At 69.6% G+C, this 16,830-nt stretch carries 11 protein-coding genes; 5 read left to right on the forward strand and 6 right to left on the reverse strand.

The genetic code is table 11. The features are described 5' to 3' along the window. Positions 1 to 580 precede the first annotated feature (580 nt). Positions 581 to 3,301, forward strand: coding sequence for a magnesium-translocating P-type ATPase (gene mgtA, locus ACZ6ZT_RS12370; RefSeq protein WP_469718515.1), 2,721 nt, complete (start codon positions 581 to 583; stop codon positions 3,299 to 3,301). 15 nt (positions 3,302 to 3,316) lie between these two features. Then, complete coding sequence (locus ACZ6ZT_RS12375) at positions 3,317 to 4,057, forward strand: MgtC/SapB family protein (protein WP_469718518.1); 741 nt, start codon at positions 3,317 to 3,319, stop codon at positions 4,055 to 4,057. On the opposite strand, the gene ACZ6ZT_RS12380 is transcribed toward ACZ6ZT_RS12375, so the two are convergent. The 5 genes from ACZ6ZT_RS12380 to ACZ6ZT_RS12400 form a co-directional block, all read right to left on the reverse strand. After that, entirely contained in the window at positions 4,050 to 4,979 is a 930-nt protein-coding gene (locus tag ACZ6ZT_RS12380) for a carbohydrate ABC transporter permease (protein WP_469718520.1), read from the reverse strand. The two genes, ACZ6ZT_RS12375 and ACZ6ZT_RS12380, sit on opposite strands and share 8 nt — an antisense overlap. 13 nt (positions 4,980 to 4,992) lie before the next feature. Beyond that, entirely contained in the window at positions 4,993 to 5,937 is a 945-nt protein-coding gene (locus ACZ6ZT_RS12385) for a carbohydrate ABC transporter permease (protein WP_469718524.1), read from the reverse strand. A gap of 22 nt (positions 5,938 to 5,959) precedes the next feature. Then, positions 5,960 to 7,387: an N-acetylglucosamine/diacetylchitobiose ABC transporter substrate-binding protein gene (gene ngcE / locus ACZ6ZT_RS12390; protein WP_469718528.1), complete on the reverse strand. Its 1,428-nt coding sequence runs from the start codon at positions 7,385 to 7,387 to the stop codon at positions 5,960 to 5,962. Between the two features lie 295 nt (positions 7,388 to 7,682). Further along, complete coding sequence (gene acnA / locus ACZ6ZT_RS12395; protein WP_469718531.1) at positions 7,683 to 10,397, reverse strand: aconitate hydratase AcnA; 2,715 nt, start codon at positions 10,395 to 10,397, stop codon at positions 7,683 to 7,685. Positions 10,398 to 10,616: 219 nt separating this feature from the next. Beyond that, on the reverse strand, positions 10,617 to 11,615 hold the full coding sequence (locus ACZ6ZT_RS12400) for a LacI family DNA-binding transcriptional regulator (RefSeq protein WP_469718533.1): 999 nt from the start codon (positions 11,613 to 11,615) through the stop codon (positions 10,617 to 10,619). A gap of 104 nt (positions 11,616 to 11,719) precedes the next feature. Here ACZ6ZT_RS12400 and ACZ6ZT_RS12405 point away from each other — a divergent pair, with 104 nt between their 5' ends. Together ACZ6ZT_RS12405 and ACZ6ZT_RS12410 are read left to right on the forward strand one after the other, a co-directional pair. Further along, positions 11,720 to 13,633 carry an amidohydrolase gene (locus ACZ6ZT_RS12405; protein WP_469718536.1) on the forward strand — a complete coding sequence of 638 codons (1,914 nt, stop codon included), beginning with the start codon at positions 11,720 to 11,722 and terminating at the stop codon, positions 13,631 to 13,633. 148 nt (positions 13,634 to 13,781) lie between these two features. Continuing rightward, entirely contained in the window at positions 13,782 to 15,311 is a 1,530-nt protein-coding gene (locus tag ACZ6ZT_RS12410) for a helix-turn-helix domain-containing protein (RefSeq protein WP_469718538.1), read from the forward strand. A 397-nt stretch (positions 15,312 to 15,708) separates the two neighbouring features. Here the strand turns inward: ACZ6ZT_RS12410 and ACZ6ZT_RS12415 are convergent, their stop codons facing one another. Then, the gene (locus ACZ6ZT_RS12415) at positions 15,709 to 15,915 is read right to left on the reverse strand and encodes a hypothetical protein (RefSeq protein WP_469718539.1); all 207 of its coding nucleotides are present in this window, start codon (positions 15,913 to 15,915) and stop codon (positions 15,709 to 15,711) included. Positions 15,916 to 16,112: 197 nt separating this feature from the next. Here ACZ6ZT_RS12415 and ACZ6ZT_RS12420 point away from each other — a divergent pair, with 197 nt between their 5' ends. Beyond that, the gene (locus tag ACZ6ZT_RS12420) at positions 16,113 to 16,826 is read left to right on the forward strand and encodes a hypothetical protein (RefSeq protein WP_469718540.1); all 714 of its coding nucleotides are present in this window, start codon (positions 16,113 to 16,115) and stop codon (positions 16,824 to 16,826) included. Positions 16,827 to 16,830: the final 4 nt, after the last annotated feature.

The following is a 16,830-nucleotide window of genomic DNA, read 5'->3' on the forward strand; positions in this document are numbered from 1 at the left end:
TCATCCACTCCTGCCCATAAGCGACGGCCAGCCGTCGCCCCCGGCCGGGTCGTCGCGGCTGCCCGCTCCGAGACCCCGGCGTCTCTCCAACTTGTGAACCTTAAGTCGAGCCTTTGCCCCTCCAGACGTCAAGAGGCTGACGCAGTACGAATGGGACACCTCTGGCCAAAAGGAGGAACTGGGGCCTCCTGGATCGTGCTACGGTCGCTGAGGCGCCGGTCCTCTGCGGCCTTTCCGGCCGGACCTGGCACCCTGTGATGACGGCGCTACGCGAGGAGGTGTTCGGGATGAGTCCCGATCGAAGTCCTTGCAGCGCCCGCGTCCGCTGACCTTCTGATCAGCCGACCCGTTCCCTCCCGCGCACGGCCCTGACGGGCACGGCGGCCTTTCGCTGCCCGCATGCGTGCGTCCTCTTCCTTCTCCATTCCTCCCGCATGCCCCGTACTCCGTGACAGGCATGCGTCATCCATGCCCACCGGTGCGTCCGGGGCCCTTCGCGGCCTGCCGCGCCGTCCCATGACCACTCCCCGTGACCGCGCGGCTGCGCGCTGCCCGGACACGGTGGACGGAGGTAATCGTCATGACCATGCTCACCCCTCGTACCCCCGCGAAGCTCGCACCGCCGGGCCGCTCCCGCCGCGAGCGCAAGGCCGCCGAGCTGGAGGCCGGGACCCGCCGCGTCGGCGAGCGCCTCGCCGCCGTCAGCTCCCGTCCGGCCGTCCGGGTCCTCCAGGACGTGGACACCTCGCGCGGCGGCCTCACCCACACCGAGGCGGCGCTGCGCCTGGAGCGCCACGGCGCCAACACCGTCGCCCACGAGCGCGCCCCGCGCTGGTTCACGCAGCTCGCGAAGGCGTTCTGCAACCCCTTCATCGGCGTACTGGTCTTCCTGGCCGCCATCATGTTCTGGCAGGACCCGGCCGACCCGGGCGTCGTCATCCTCTCCGTCATGGTGGGCGTCAGCGGTCTGCTGCGCTTCTGGCAGGAGTACCGCTCGGGCCGGGCGGCCGACGCGCTGAAGAAGCTGGTCACCACCACCTGCGCGGTGCAGCGCCGGGCCGGCGGCGGTTCGGGCCCCACCACCTTCGAGGTGCCGATGGAGCAGGTGGTCCCGGGCGACCTGGTCAAGCTGGCCGCCGGTGACCTGATCCCGGCCGACCTGCGCCTGCTGACGTCGAAGGACCTGATGGTCTCCCAGGCCTCGCTGTCGGGCGAGTCCCTGCCGGTGGCCAAGGCCGACACCCGTACCGAGGACCTCGGGCAGCACACGACGGCCGACCCGGTCGAGGCCGACAACCTCTGCCTGATGGGCACTTCGGTCACCTCCGGCACCGCGATCGGCGTGGTGGTCGCCACCGGCGCCGGCACCTACTTCGGTTCCATGGCCGGCTCGCTGACCGGCGAGCGGCCGCAGACCAACTTCGACAACGGCGTGCGCCGCGTCAGCTTCCTGCTGATCCGCTTCATGCTCGTCATGGTCCCCGTCGTCTTCATGATCAACGGCTTCACCAAGGGCGACTGGGACGAGGCCTTCCTCTTCGCCGTCGCCGTGGCGGTCGGGCTGACCCCCGAGATGCTGCCGATGGTGGTCTCCGCCAACCTGGCGCGCGGAGCCGTGGCCATGTCCCGGCGGAAGGTGGTCGTCAAGCGGCTGAACGCGATCCAGAACCTGGGCGCGATGGACGTCCTGTGCACCGACAAGACCGGCACCCTCACCGAGGACCGGATCGTCCTGGACCGCTACCTGGACGTGCACGGCACCGAGGACGCCGAGGTGCTGGAGTACGGCTACCTCAACGCCCACTTCCAGACGGGCCTGCGGAACCTGCTGGACCAGGCGGTCATCGACCGCGTGGACGAGGCCGAGGAGGTTGTCGTCGACGCACGGTTCTCGATGGTCGACGAGATCCCCTTCGACTTCGTCCGACGCCGGATGTCCGTGGTCCTGGACCGCAACGGCGTGCTCGGCGCCGCCGGCCGCGCCGAGCACGTCATGATCACCAAAGGTGCGGTGGAGGAGGTCCTCGCCCTCTGCACCCACCTGCGCGACCGCGGCGAGCGGGTCGAGCTCACCGAGCAGCTGCGCTGGCACGTCACCCGGATCGCGGAGGAGAACAACCGGCGGGGCCTGCGCGTCCTCGCCGTCGCCACCCGGACGGTGACGGCCCCGCGCGACACCTACACCGTCGCCGACGAGGACGGGCTGACCCTGGTCGGCTTCCTCGCCTTCCTCGACCCGCCGAAGGCCTCCGCGGCCACGGCCCTGCGGGGCCTGGCCGACAAGGGCATCGCGGTGAAGGTGGTGACGGGCGACAACGAGCTGGTGGCGGCCCGGGTCTGCGCGGACGTCGGCATCGAGGTGGGCCAGGTGGTCTGCGGCTCCGAGCTGGACGCCCTCGACGACGAGGCGCTGCGCGCGCTGGCCGCCCGTACGACGGTCTTCGCCAAGGCCAACCCGGTCCAGAAGGCCCGGATCGTACGGGCCCTGCAGGCCGAGGGGCACACCGTCGGCTTCCTCGGCGACGGCATCAACGACGCGGCCGCCCTGCGCGACGCCGACGTCGGCATCTCGGTCGACACCGCCGTCGACATCGCCAAGGAGTCGGCGGACATCATCCTGCTGGAGAAGGACCTGACCGTCCTGGAGCAGGGCGTCGTCCAGGGCCGCACCACCTTCGGCAACACCATCAAGTACATCAAGATGACGGCATCCTCGAACTTCGGCAACGTCTTCTCGGTGCTGGTGGCGAGCGCGTTCATCCCCTTCCAGCCGATGCTCGCGATCATGCTGCTGATGCAGAACCTGGTCTACGACCTCGCCCAGCTGGCCACCCCGTGGGACCGGATGGACGAGGAGTACCTGCGCAAGCCGCGCAACTGGGACGCCAAGGGCATCTTCCGCTTCATGGTGACGATCGGCCCCATCAGCTCGATCTTCGACATCGCGATGTTCGTGATCATGTGGAGCGTCTTCGGCGCGAACAACGAGGCCGCCCAGTCGCTCTTCCAGTCCGGCTGGTTCGTCGAGGGCCTGCTCTCGCAGACCCTGATCGTCCACATGATCCGCACCCGCAGGATCCCCTTCATCCAGTCCCGTGCCTCCTGGCCGGTCCTGGTGACGACCGTCCTCGCGGTACTGACCGGGCTGTGGCTGCCGTTCTCGCCGCTGGCCCCCTCGCTGGGCTTCGTGGCGCTGCCGGCGAGCTACTTCCCCTGGCTGATCGGCGTGCTGCTCGCGTACTGCACGCTCACCCAGCTGGTGAAGACCTGGTACATCCGCACCTTCAAGACCTGGCTGTAGGAAGGAGAGGGGCCGATGACGCTGCTCACACAGTGGGAGATGGCCGGGCACCTGGCGGCCGCGCTCGGGTTCGGGGCGGTCATCGGCCTGGAACGGCAGTGGCGGGCCCGGATGGCGGGCCTGCGGACGAACTCCCTGGTCGCGGGCGGGGCGGCGCTGTTCGTGCTGCTCTCGCAGTACGGGTTCCTCGGCGCGGTCTCCGAGGTGGAGTACGACGGCTCCCGGGTCGCCGCCCAGATCGTCTCGGGCATCGGCTTCCTGGGCGCCGGGGTGATCATGCGGGACGGGCTGAGCGTCCGGGGCCTGAACACGGCCGCCACCCTGTGGTGTTCGGCGGCCGTGGGCTGCCTCGCCGGGGTGGGCCTGTTCGTCCTGGCCGCCTTCGGCACGGCGGGCGTGGTGGGGGCGAACCTCCTGCTGCGCCCGCTGGGCCGGCGGCTCGACCGCGAGCCGCGCGGTGGCGCGGAGGTGGCCGTGGACTACCACTTCGAGGCGGTCTGCCTGGAGGCGGAGGAGGCCCACATCCGCCACCGGCTGGTCGACGCGCTGGGCCGGCCGGGCCACCTGCTGCGGGAGATCCGCAGCCAGGACGGCCCGGAGCCCGGCCGGGTGACCGTCTCCGCGCTGCTGACCGCCGAGGGCCAGGGGGCCCGGGCGCTGGAGGAAGCGGTCAGCAACCTCTCGCTCGACCCCTCGGTCTCGGCGGTCAGCTGGTCGGTGGTCCCCGGCCCCGCCTGCGGACCCGGCGCTACTTGAGGGTGGCCGAGGTCAGCCCGGCCTGGATCTGCCGCTGGAAGGACAGGTAGACCACCAGCATCGGGATCATCGCGATGGTCACGCCGGCGAACAGCACCGGCAGGTCCGTCTCGTAGCCCATCTGGTACTGGAGCTGGATCAGGCCCTGGGTGAGCAGGTAGCGCTCGGGGTCCGATCCGCTCTGGGGCTGCATCAGCACGGAGGGCAGGATGTACTGGTTCCACTGGCCCAGGACGTTGAATATCCCCACGCTGATCAGGCCGGGCTTGGCCATCGGCAGCATCACCTGGAAGAAGATCCGGGTGTCGGAGGCCCCGTCGATCACCGCCGCCTCGTGGACCGCCGTGGGCAGTGTCCGGAAGAACGAGTGCATGAAGAAGACGGTGAACGGCAGCGAGTACGCCACGTACACGAGGATCAGACCCTGGTACGTGTTGAGCATGTCGAGGCGCTTGACCATGAAGAACAGCGGGACGAGCGCCAGGAAGACGGGGAACATGGCCCCGCTGACGAAGAAGTAGTAGACGACCCGGTTCCCCGGGAAGGGGTAGCGGGCCAGGACGTACGCCGCCATCGAGCCGAGCAGCATGGTGAGCGGGACGGAGAACACCAGCACGATCAGCGTGTGGGCGAAGTAGTCGCCGATGCCCTTGTCCCAGGCGCGGGAGAAGGCGTCGAAGTGCCAGTTCGAGGGCCAGCTGAGCGCGGAGCCGCCGATCTGTGAGTCGGTCTTGAAGGAGCCGAGCGCGAGCCAGATCAGGGGCAGGACGATCAGGATCGCCCAGAGGGCCAGGAACCCGTGCGAGAAGACGTTGAGCACCATGCCGTCCGAAGGGCCCTTGCCGCCCTTCCCGCCGCGGCGGCCGGCGCCGCCGGGCCGCTCGGCGGCGGCCTCTCCGGGGGCCTTGATCACTGTGGTCATCGGTGTCTCCCGCTCAGAACTCGATGCGCTCGCGGCGGGTGGCACGCAGCGTGACAATGGAAAGGATCATGGTCAGGACGAGCATGACCACGCCCATGGCGCAGGCGTATCCGCTCTTGCCGAAGTAGAGGAAGTTGCGCATCAGCACGGTCGCCATGACCTCGCTGTGGTGGTCGGGGCCGCCGCCGAACTGGCCCGAGGTCATGGTGGACACGAGGACGAACATGTCCATCGCGGCGATGCCCAGGTACACGGCGGAGGTCTGCACCGAGTCCCACAGCAGGGGCAGGGTGACCTTGAAGAAGGTCTGGGCCCGGCCTGCGCCGTCCAGCAGCGCGGCTTCGTAGATGTCCTTCGGGATGGACTGCATGGCGGCGGAGAAGAGCACCAGGTAGAAGCCGACGCCGTGCCAGACGACCACCATGAGCAGGCACCACAGCACCAGGTTCGGCTCGTTCAGCCATTCGACGGGCCGGGCCGGGTCGACGAGGCCGAGCTTGGTGAGGAAGCCGTTGAGCAGGCCGCCCGCGTCGCTGCGGTACACGGCGCCGAAGAGCACCGCGAGGATGGCGAGGGAGAGGACCTGCGGGAAGAAGTAGACGATCTTGTAGACGCCCGATCCGCGCACGCCCCGCACTCCGCCGGCGCCGCTGCGGCCGCCCGCGTTCACCATGAAGGCGAAGAACAGCGCGAGCAGGATGGTGATCACCGGGACGAACACCAGGAGCAGCAGGTTGTGCCACAGGGCGCCGCGGAAGACCTCGTCCTTCATCAGCGTCGCGTAGTTGTCCAGGCCGACGAACCGGAACGTCGGCGACTGGCCCGACCAGTCGGTGAAGGAGTAGCCGAACGTCTGGATGTAGGGCCAGATGACGAAGGTCAGGTACAGCGCGAGCGGCAGGATCAGGAAGCCGGTGATGAAACCGCCCCGTCCTGTGCCGCGGGCAACGTGGCTCATGGTGTCCGTCCCGTCCGTGACGTCAGCTGCGGCGGTTGTTCTTCGCGTTCGGGTCCTTGGCAGCCTTGTCTACCGCAGCCTGGGCCCGCTTGATCCATTCCTTGGGCTGGATCCGCTGGGCCATCAGCTCATTGGACGCGTTCTGGATCTCGGTGTCCATCTCGCTGTACCAGTCGGGGTACAGGTAGTTGAAGGTGTTGGTCCCGGCCGCCTTGACCGCCGCCACCGCGGACTGCGTGCCCGGACGCAGCTTCACGTCGGGGTTGACGCCGTCCTTGACGACGGTGAGGGAGTTGGCCTGCTGGGCGAAGAGGGTCGACCATTCGCGTGACAGCATCGAGCGCAGGAACTCCAGCCCGCCGGCCTTGTTGGCGGCCTTCTCGGGGACGATGAAGGGTTCGCCCGCCCCCGCCCGGATGGCCTCGAAGGGCAGCTTGCTGTCGGCGAGCAGCGGGACCGGCAGGAACTTCATGTCGAAGTCCTCGGGCGTCTGCTTGAGCTGCTCGTTCTCCAGCCAGGAGCCGGAGGGGATGAAGGCGGCCTTGTACTGGTTCCAGGCGGTCTGGGACTCCGTGTGGGTGAGGCCGTTGGTGCCCGGCATCAGCAGGCCCTTCTCGACGACCTCGTACACCGCCTCGACCGCCGCGAGGGCGGCGGGGTTGCCCTCGAAGGCGTTCGGTTCGAGGTTGTCGATCGCCTTCATCGCGTCCAGGCCGCCCTTCTTGGCGATCAGGTCCATGATGACGACGTTGATGTAGTACGGGTACTTCCCCTGGTGGGCGAGGCCGCCGATGCCAGCTTCCTTGGCCTTCGTACAGATGGCCAGGAACTCGTCCCAGGTCTTGGGCTCGCTCCAGCCCTTCTCCTTGAACAGCTTGCCGGAGTACCAGAAGCCGAACACGGTGTAGACGTAGTACAGGGCGACGAACTTGCCCCCCTGGGTGCCCTGTTCGACGGTGCCGGGGATCAGCATGTCCCGGACCTTCTTGGCCGGGTCGTCCAGGGAGGGAGCGTCGAGGACCTGGGTGAGGTCGGCGAGCTGGCCGCCCTTGGCGAGGACGTCGACCTTGATCTGCTGGGCGCCCGAGTCGTCGATGACGTCCGGCGGGTTGCCGCCGTTGAAGCGCGGCTGGAGCTTGCCCGCGATCTCCTGGGTGCCGAGGTGGGAGGTGGTGGTGCCCCACTTCTTGTCGAAGGCGGCTTCCCACGCCTTGGCGTAGTCGTCACCGAACCCGCCCTTGAAGACGACGACGTCCATCTTGCCGCCCTTGGCGACGCCGAAGGGGTTCTCCTTGGTCACCGCGGCCTTGTCGGGCCCCTTCGTGGAGGTGTCGTCCCCGCCGGAGGCGCAGGCGGACAGGAAGCTCATCGTGGGCACCGTGATCAGTCCCAGCGCCGCAGAGCGCTTGATCAGGTCACGGCGGCCGAAGCCCTCACCAGTGGATCCCATGCTCTTGTCCTCGCCTTCGTCAGAAGTGTGAAGGAGGCCGGAAATCACGGCCGGCGCCGTGCATGCGGACGTCACCGCAGGTCCCCGCCCATCCCCCGGTCCGGTGCCGTTCGAAAACTCGGCAGGCCGGACGGGCACAGGTATAGTCCACTTCTGCTCGTGTGAGCAAGATCATGCACAGACATTTCCGAGTTGAGACCTCTCCGAAACCTCACCCCGGCCCCGGATACGCGGAAGGGCCGCACCCCCTTTTAGGGGATACGGCCCTTGGGTGCCTGTGGCGCCCGAGCGGTGACTAGCCGCGGATCAGGTTCCGGAGCACGTACTGCATGATGCCGCCGTTGCGGTAGTAGTCGGCCTCACCCGGCGTGTCGATGCGGACGACCGCGTCGAACTCCACGCCGGTGTCGGTGGTGACCTTGACCGTGCGCGGGGTGGTGCCGTTGTTCAGCTCCTCCACACCGGTGAAGGAGAAGGTCTCCTCGCCGGTGAGGCCGAGCGAGGCGGCCGTGGCGCCCTCGGGGAACTGCAGGGGCAGGACGCCCATGCCGATCAGGTTGGAGCGGTGGATGCGCTCGTAGGACTCGGCGATGACGGCCTTGACGCCGAGCAGCGCGGTGCCCTTGGCGGCCCAGTCGCGGGACGAGCCCGAGCCGTACTCCTTGCCCGCCAGGATGACCAGCGGGATGCCGGCGGCCTGGTAGTTCTGGGAGGCGTCGTAGATGAAGGCGACCGGCGCGTCGGCCTGCGTGAAGTCGCGGGTGAAGCCGCCCTCGGTGCCCGGCGCGATCTGGTTGCGCAGGCGGATGTTGGCGAACGTGCCGCGGATCATGACCTCGTGGTTGCCGCGGCGGGAGCCGTAGCTGTTGAAGTCGCGGCGCTCGACGCCGTGCTCCGTGAGGTACTTGCCGGCCGGGGTGTCGGCCTTGATGGCGCCGGCCGGGGAGATGTGGTCGGTGGTGACCGAGTCGCCCAGCTTCGCCAGCACGCGGGCGCCGGCGATGTCGGAGACCGGGGTGGTCTCCATCGTCATGCCCTCGAAGTAGGGGGGCTTGCGCACGTAGGTCGACTGCGGGTCCCACTCGAAGGTGTTGCCCGTCGGGATCGACAGCGCCTGCCACTGGGCGTCGCCCGCGAAGACGTCCTGGTAGGACTTGTTGAACATGTCCTCGCCGATGGCGTTCGCCACGACGTCGTTGACCTCGGCCTCGGAGGGCCAGATGTCCGCGAGGAAGACCGGCTTGCCGTCGGTGTCGATGCCGATGGCGTCCTTGGTGATGTCCACCTTCATGGAGCCCGCGATGGCGTACGCGACGACCAGCGGCGGGGAGGCCAGGTAGTTCATCTTGACGTCGGGGTTGATGCGGCCCTCGAAGTTGCGGTTGCCCGAGAGCACCGAGGTGACGGCGAGGTCGGCCTCGTTGATCGCCTTCGAGATCTCCTCGTCCAGCGGACCGGAGTTGCCGATGCAGGTGGTGCAGCCGTAGCCGACCAGGTTGAAGCCCAGCTTGTCCAGGTACGGGGTCAGGCCGGCCTTGTCGAAGTAGTCCGTGACGACCTTCGAGCCCGGGGCCAGGGTGGTCTTGACCCACGGCTTGCGGGTCAGGCCCTTCTCGGCCGCCTTCTTGGCCACGAGCGCCGCGGCGACCATGACGTAGGGGTTCGAGGTGTTGGTGCAGGAGGTGATCGCGGCGACGGTGACGGCGCCGTGGTCGATCTCGAAGGAGGTGCCGTCGGCCAGGGTCACCAGGGTGGGCTTGGTGGGCACACCGTTGGAGGACGCCGGGGCGTCGGACGCCGGGAAGGACTCCTTGCCGGCCTCCTCGTCGTCGCTGACGTAGTTGCGTACGTCGACGGCGAACTGCTCGGCGGCGTTCGCGAGGACGATGCGGTCCTGCGGGCGCTTCGGGCCGGCGATGGAGGGGACGACCGTGGAGAGGTCGAGCTCCAGCTTCTCTGAGAAGTCCGGCTCGGCGGCCGGGTCCAGCCACAGACCCTGCTCCTTGGCGTACGCCTCGACGAGCGCGACCTGCTGGGCGTCGCGGCCGGTCAGGCGCAGGTACTTCAGCGTCTCCTCGTCGATCGGGAAGATCGCGGCGGTCGAGCCGAACTCCGGCGACATGTTGCCGATGGTGGCGCGGTTCGCGAGGGAGGTGGCGGCGACGCCCTCACCGTAGAACTCGACGAACTTGCCGACGACGCCGTGCTTGCGCAGCATCTCGGTGATGGTCAGCACGAGGTCGGTGGCGGTGGTGCCGGTCGGCAGCTCGCCGGTCAGCTTGAAGCCGACGACGCGCGGGATCAGCATGGAGACCGGCTGGCCGAGCATCGCGGCCTCGGCCTCGATGCCGCCGACGCCCCAGCCCAGCACGCCCAGGCCGTTGACCATGGTGGTGTGCGAGTCGGTGCCGACGAGGGTGTCGGGGTAGGCCTGGCCGCCGCGGACCATGACCGTACGGGCCAGGTGCTCGATGTTGACCTGGTGGACGATGCCGGTGCCCGGGGGGACGACCTTGAACTCGTCGAAGGCGGTCTGGCCCCAGCGCAGGAACTGGTAACGCTCCTTGTTGCGGCCGTACTCCAGCTCCACGTTCTGGGCGAACGCGTCGTTGGTGCCGAACTTGTCGGCGATGACCGAGTGGTCGATGACCAGTTCGGCCGGGGCCAGCGGGTTGATCTTCGACGGGTCGCCGCCGAGGGCCTTCACGGCCTCGCGCATGGTGGCGAGGTCGACGACGCAGGGCACGCCGGTGAAGTCCTGCATGATCACGCGGGCCGGCGTGAACTGGATCTCCTGGCTGGGCTGGGCCTGGGAGTCCCAGCCGCCGAGCGCCCGGATGTGGTCGGCGGTGATGTTCGCGCCGTCCTCGGTGCGGAGCAGGTTCTCCAGCAGGACCTTCAGGCTGTAGGGAAGGCGCGCGGCGCCCTCGACCTTGTCCAGCCGGAAGATCTCGTACGACTCGTCGCCCACCTGCAGCGTGCTGCGGGCGTCGAAGCTGTTCGCCGACACGACAGTCTCCTTCATGCATGATTTCGCGCGTATTACCGCAATCCTGCCGCCACGCCCTGTGGCCAATCCGCTAAGGTAAGGCTAAGTTAGGTAAGCCTTACTCGCAGGGGCGGCTGCGGTGCGCCTTCGGCAGATATCTCGATGTCGAGATAACTCTAGTACATCGCCACGCCCCGGGTCATGCGGCATGGGCCACATCGGCGGCCGGCCCTCCAGCGCTCAGCGCGACCACGTGGCGGAGGACGTGCGTGCCGTCAGGGCGGTCGGGGCGGTTCGCCGGCCCGGGGGTGTGTCGTGGGGGGTCTCCAGGAGGGACACCAGGGCGGTGACGGCGCTCTCGCCGATCACGTCCGGGCAGAGGGTCACGGTGCTCACCGCCGGGTCGCCGGCCGCGTACGAGGGGTCCTCGCTCGCGCAGACGAGCCGCAGGTCGCGCGGTATCCGCAGCCCGTGGCGCGCGGCGGCGGCCAGCACCTGGCGGCCGCCGGGGTCGTAGACGCAGTACACGGCGTCGGGCCGGCCCGGCGCGGCGAACGCGGCGTCGAAGGCGTGCCCGGGGGTGTCGCCCGGGTCGAACGGGACGACCAGGGGTTCGGTCCCGCGCGCGGCGCACCAGCGGGCGTGGGCCGCGGTGACCGCCTCGGTGTAGTGGTCGCGGCCGTACCCGGCGTGCAGCGCGATCCGGCGGGCCCCGGAGGCGGCCAGGTGGTCGAGGACCTCGCGGGTGGTGGCCTCGTGGTCGTTGTCCACCCACACGTCCTCGGGCCGCAGGTCCGGGGGCCGGCCGTCGAAGACCACCGGCAGGCCGCGGGCCCGCAGGGCGCGGAGCACCGGATCGCCGGCCGGGCTGTCGAGCAGCAGCATCCCGTCGACGGCGAGGGTGTGCCACAGCGGCTCGCCGCCCCGGTCGGCCGGCAGCACGGTGAGGGCGTAGCCGCGGGCGTGGGCGGCCGCGGTGGCGGCGGTCAGCAGCCGGGAGAAGTAGGCGATCTCGACGTAGTTCCAGGCGGAGCCCGCGTACGTGGTGACGGCGACGCCGAGCGCACGGGTGCGCGGGCCGCGGCGGCCGCCGTAGCCGAGGGCGGCGGCCACCTCGCGGACCCGGCGGCGGGTGGACTCGCCGACGCGGCCGGTGCCGCCCAGCGCGTGCGAGACGGTCGCGGTGGAGACCTCCGCGGCGCGCGCGATGTCGGCGATGGTCGGTAGGGGCCCGGGCACGGGGTCATCGTACGGACGGCGGTGCGGATTTCGTCGGCCGCGACGGGTTCTGGTTAAGGGGTTAATCATCCAGTGTCCTGGCCACACCGACCTTTGGAGTGGCCATGACCTCTGCTTCCGCTTCGTCCTCCCCCCTCTCCCGGCGCGGCCTGCTCGGGGCCGTCGGCGCGGCCGGGGCCGCCGGGCTCCTCGGCGCGGGCCCCGCCGCCGCGGCCGGCTCCTCCGGCGGGCGCGGCTCGGCCGCCCTGGTGATCCACAACGCCCGGGTGTTCACCGGGACCACGGGCGGCGGCGGGGCGCCGGTGGAGGCGGTCGCGGTCGGGCGGGACGGGAAGGTCCTGGCCACCGGGAGCGGCGCCGCGGTGCGCCGGCACGCCGGGCGGGACACCGCGTTCGTCGACGCGCGCGGGAACACCGTGATGAGCGGTATCCACGACGGGCACGTGCACCCGCTGGGCGCCGGGGACCGCTCCCTGCGGCCCTCGCTGGAGGGGGCGGAGACCACGCTGGCCGCCCTGCGGGAGCTGCTGACCGGCTTCCTCGCCGACACCGGGGGCGCGGACGCGGAGCCGGACCGCTGGCTGGTGGTGGAGGACTGGAACCCGGTCGGACTGCTGCCGACCGGCACCGTGGCGCACCACACGATGCTGGACGCCCTGGCGACCCGCAGACCGGTCGCGCTGGTCGGCGGCGACGGCCACAACCTCTGGGCGAACCAGCGGGCCCTGGACATCGCCGGGATCACGGCGGCCACCCCCGACCCGGTCGGCGGCCGGATCGTGAAGGGCGCCGACGGGCAGCCGACCGGGGTCCTGAAGGACGACGCGCAGGACCTGGTGAAGCGGCACGTCCCGGAGCCTTCCCGGGCCGAACTGGTGGCGGCCTGCGCGCGGGTGCTGGAGCTGGCGGCCGCGTCCGGGGTCACCACGATGATGGACGCCCTGGTCGGGCGGCACGAGCTGGAGCTCTACCAGGCACTGTCGGCGGCGGGGAAGCTGCCGCAGCGGATCGTGCCGGCGATCCGGCTCGACGCCGGTCAGACGAAGGACCCGGCGGGCTCGCTGGCGTACGCGCGCGGTCTGCGCAAGGAGTTCGAGGGGGTGGCGGGCCTGCGGTTCGGCATGGTCAAGGTGTTCCTGGACGGGGTCATCGAGTACCCGGCGCAGACGGCCGCCCTGCTGGAGCCGTACCTGGACGGGCACGGGAAGCCGACCGGCAACCGGGGCGAGCTGTACACCTCGGCGGCCGACTACGGCCGGCTGACGGAGGCGTTCAACCGGGCGGGCTGGCAGCTGCACGCCCACGGGCTGGGTGACCGGGCGGTACGGACGGCTCTGGACGGGTACGCGTACGCCCGCCGGGCGACCGGGCAGCGGGACGCGCGCAACGCGATCGCACACCTGCAGCTCGTGGACCCGGCGGACCTGCCGCGCTTCGCGCAACTGGGCGTCGCGGCCTGCATGCAGCTCCAGTGGGCGTCCGAGGACACCTGGACGATGGACGCCCTGCTCCCGTACATCGGTCCGCGCCGCCACCGGTGGATGTACCCGGCACGCAGCCTGGAGCGCGCGGGCGCCCGGCTGACCGGCGGCTCCGACTGGCCGGTGGACGCCCTCCAGGTGTGGAACCAGCTGCGGGCCGCGATCGACCGGCAGGGCGCGTTCGGCTCGGGCGAGCTGTACCGGGAGCTGGAGGGGCTGAGCCGGACCTCGGTGCTGCGGATGCACACGGCCGGGACGGCGTGGCAACTGCGGCAGGAGGGGCTGACGGGCACGGTCGAGCCGGGCAAGGCGGCGGACCTGGTGCTGCTGGACCGGGATGTGACCCGCTGTCCGGTGGCCGACATCAGCGGCACCGGCGTACGGATGACCCTGGTCGGCGGCCGGGTCGTGCACGACGCGGACTCGGCGGCGGGCCGGGCCGCCGCGGCCCGGCTGGCCCGCGCCGCGGGGTCCGGACCGCGCCCGGCCACGTACGCGGCGGTACACGGCGGGCGCCACCACGCCTGCGGCCACTGACGGGTGACGACGGGCGGCCGATGCGCAGAAGAGGTTGGATGTCCGTATTCGGCGTGATGTTCTAAAGGTCCGGGGAGCTGACGGTCGGTAACACCCGTCTGCCACACCCGGAACGGAAGGCATCTCATATCTGAGATACGGTGCATCCATGGCAGACGACTACCTCGTACGCATCGGCAAGCTCATCCGTGACGCTCGGCAGCACCGGGGCTGGACACAGAGTCAGCTCGCCGACGCACTCGGCACCAGCCAGAGCGCGGTGAACCGCATCGAACGCGGCAACCAGAACATCAGCCTTGAGATGATCGCCCGAATCGGCGAAGCACTCGACAGCGAGATCGTCTCTCTCGGCTACGCCGGACCGATGCACCTGCGCGTCGTGGGCGGCCGCCGCCTGTCCGGGGCCATCGACGTCAAGACGAGCAAGAACGCGTGCGTGGCGCTGCTGTGCGCCTCGCTCCTCAACAAGGGCCGCACCGTGCTGCGCCGGGTGGCGCGCATCGAGGAGGTCTACCGGCTCCTTGAGGTCCTGGGCTCCATCGGCGTCCGCACCCGCTGGATCAACGAGGGCGTCGACCTGGAGATCGTCCCGCCGGCCCGCCTCGACATGGACGCCATGGACGCGGACGCGGCCCGCCGCACCCGCAGCATCATCATGTTCCTCGGCCCGCTGCTGCACCGGATGGACAGCTTCAAGCTGCCGTACGCCGGCGGCTGCGACCTCGGCACCCGCACCATCGAGCCGCACATGATCGCCCTGCGCCGCTTCGGCCTGGACATCACCGCGACCGAGGGCATCTACCACGCCAAGATCGAGGCCGGGGTCTCCCCCGACCGCCCGATCGTGCTGACCGAGCGCGGGGACACGGTCACCGAGAACGCGCTGCTGGCCGCGGCCCGCCACGACGGCGTGTCCGTCATCCGCAACGCCTCCTCCAACTACATGGTCCAGGACCTGTGCTTCTTCCTGGAGGCGCTGGGCGTCAAGGTCGAGGGCATCGGCACCACCACGCTGACCGTGCACGGCGTCCCCGTCATCGACGTCGACGTCGACTACTCCCCCTCCGAGGACCCGGTCGAGGCGATGAGCCTGCTGGCCGCCGCCGTGGTCACGGAGTCGGAGCTGACGATCCGCCGGGTGCCGATCGAGTTCATGGAGATCGAGCTCGCGGTCCTGGAGGAGATGGGCCTCGACCACGACCGCTCCGCGGAGTACGTCGCCGACAACGGCCGCACCCGTCTGGTCGACCTCACGGTGCGCCCCTCCAAGCTCGAAGCACCGATCGACAAGATCCACCCGATGCCCTTCCCCGGGCTGAACATCGACAACGTCCCGTTCTTCGCCGCCATCGCCGCCGTCGCCCAGGGCCAGACCCTGATCCACGACTGGGTGTACGACAACCGGGCCATCTACCTGACCGACCTCAATCGCCTCGGCGGCCGCCTCCAGCTCCTGGACCCGCACCGGGTCCTGGTGGAGGGCCCGACCCGCTGGCGCGCCGCCGAGATGATGTGCCCGCCGGCCCTGCGCCCGGCCGTGGTCGTCCTGCTGGCCATGATGGCCGCCGAGGGCACCTCGGTCCTGCGCAACGTCTACGTCATCAACCGCGGCTACGAGGAACTGGCGGAGCGCCTCAACTCGGTGGGCGCCCAGATCGAGATCTTCCGCGACATCTAGGGATCCGGATGAAGCGGGGCCAAGCAGGGCTTGGCCCCGCTCCCTCGAATTTGCCCTCTGAACTGCGGAACACTTCTGACGCTTCTCGACGTCTGCCAGCGCCTTTGCGGAAGCACTACAGGTAGTAGCGCGAGACCCGGTGCAAAGCCCGCCCGATGGGACGATTGCGGAGACAACGGCCGAGCTGGATTCGGCTTCGCCGAAACCGCAGAAGCGGCTGGCTCATTTGCCGCGGCCTGTGCAACAGCCCGTGCCCGGAATCGGTATGCGACAGCCGGATAGCCGCATATGGCCGACCGGCGAACCCTGCCGCATCAGCGCCGAGCGCTACTGACCGGCGAGGCGCCCCGCTGCTGTTCCGCGACACAAATGACCCCGCTCCGGTGGACCAAAGGGGTCAGACGCGCTGGCGCGGCAAGAGGATACCGCCGAAGCGGGGGGCAGGGACGTCGGGCTCAGGAGTCGGCGGCCGGAGATTGCAGGTGCCCGGTTGTTCGCGACCGAAGACCACGACTGCTGCTTCGAGCTGATCGAGTTCTTCGCCCGGCGGGGCTTCCACCTCATCGGTGATCCCGCCGCTGGAGGAGACGCTCGCCTCGGCCATCGCCCTCTTCAACGACCTGGCCCCGGCCATGGACCCCTAACCTTCCCGTCCCCCACGCGCCGCTCAGCCGCACCAACCCGTCGAACCGGGGGACCCGCTTCCACTCCCGTCCCAGCCTGTGAAATCTCCTTGGTGACCCCCAACTCAGTTAGTAGGGTGGGGAATTCACCCGATCTCTCACCAGGATTCCAGGAGACGTGTGGAAGACCCGAAAGATCGCCATACCCTTCGCCGCCACGCTGCTCGTGCTCGCCGGTGCCCAGGTCGCCAGTGCCGACACCGTCGACCCTGCCGCGGAACAGGCCAAGGAGCAGGCCGACCGGGCCGGTACCAAGAAGACCGGTGACATCTTCGCCACGTACAAGGGCAAGAAGATCAACCTGACCAAGAACGGCTGGGGCACCGCCAAAAACTGCACCGAATACCCCGACCTCACCGTCAAGTGCTTCGACACCGAAGACGAGGAGAAGGCCGCAACCAACTCCTACAAGAAAGCCACGAAGGGTACCAAGCGCGCGATTCCCGAGGCGCCCGAAGGCAGATCCGACCTGACGATGAAGAAGGGCGCACCGAACAAGTCCGGCTCGATGGCCATAGCGGTCGACGGGGACGGCACCGCCTACACCCCGTTCGGTTCCACCCGCATCTGGGCCGACATCTGGTACTACGGCCGCCAGCTCACCTTCTACAGCGACGGCTCGAAAAACCTGGGCGACTACTCCTTCCGCGACCAGGCGTCGTCCACCTGCAACAACGACGAGTCCGGCGGCATGACACTCTACGACTGGCGCACCGGGATGCTGGACCCGTCCATCATCACCGGACTGGGTGGATGCCTCGGAAACCTGCACAGCTACAGCTACCCGTACGGCGGGAACTGGGGCGACAAGGCCGACGAACTGACCATGTAACACC

The organism is Streptomyces sp. NPDC102258 (assembly GCF_055584685.1).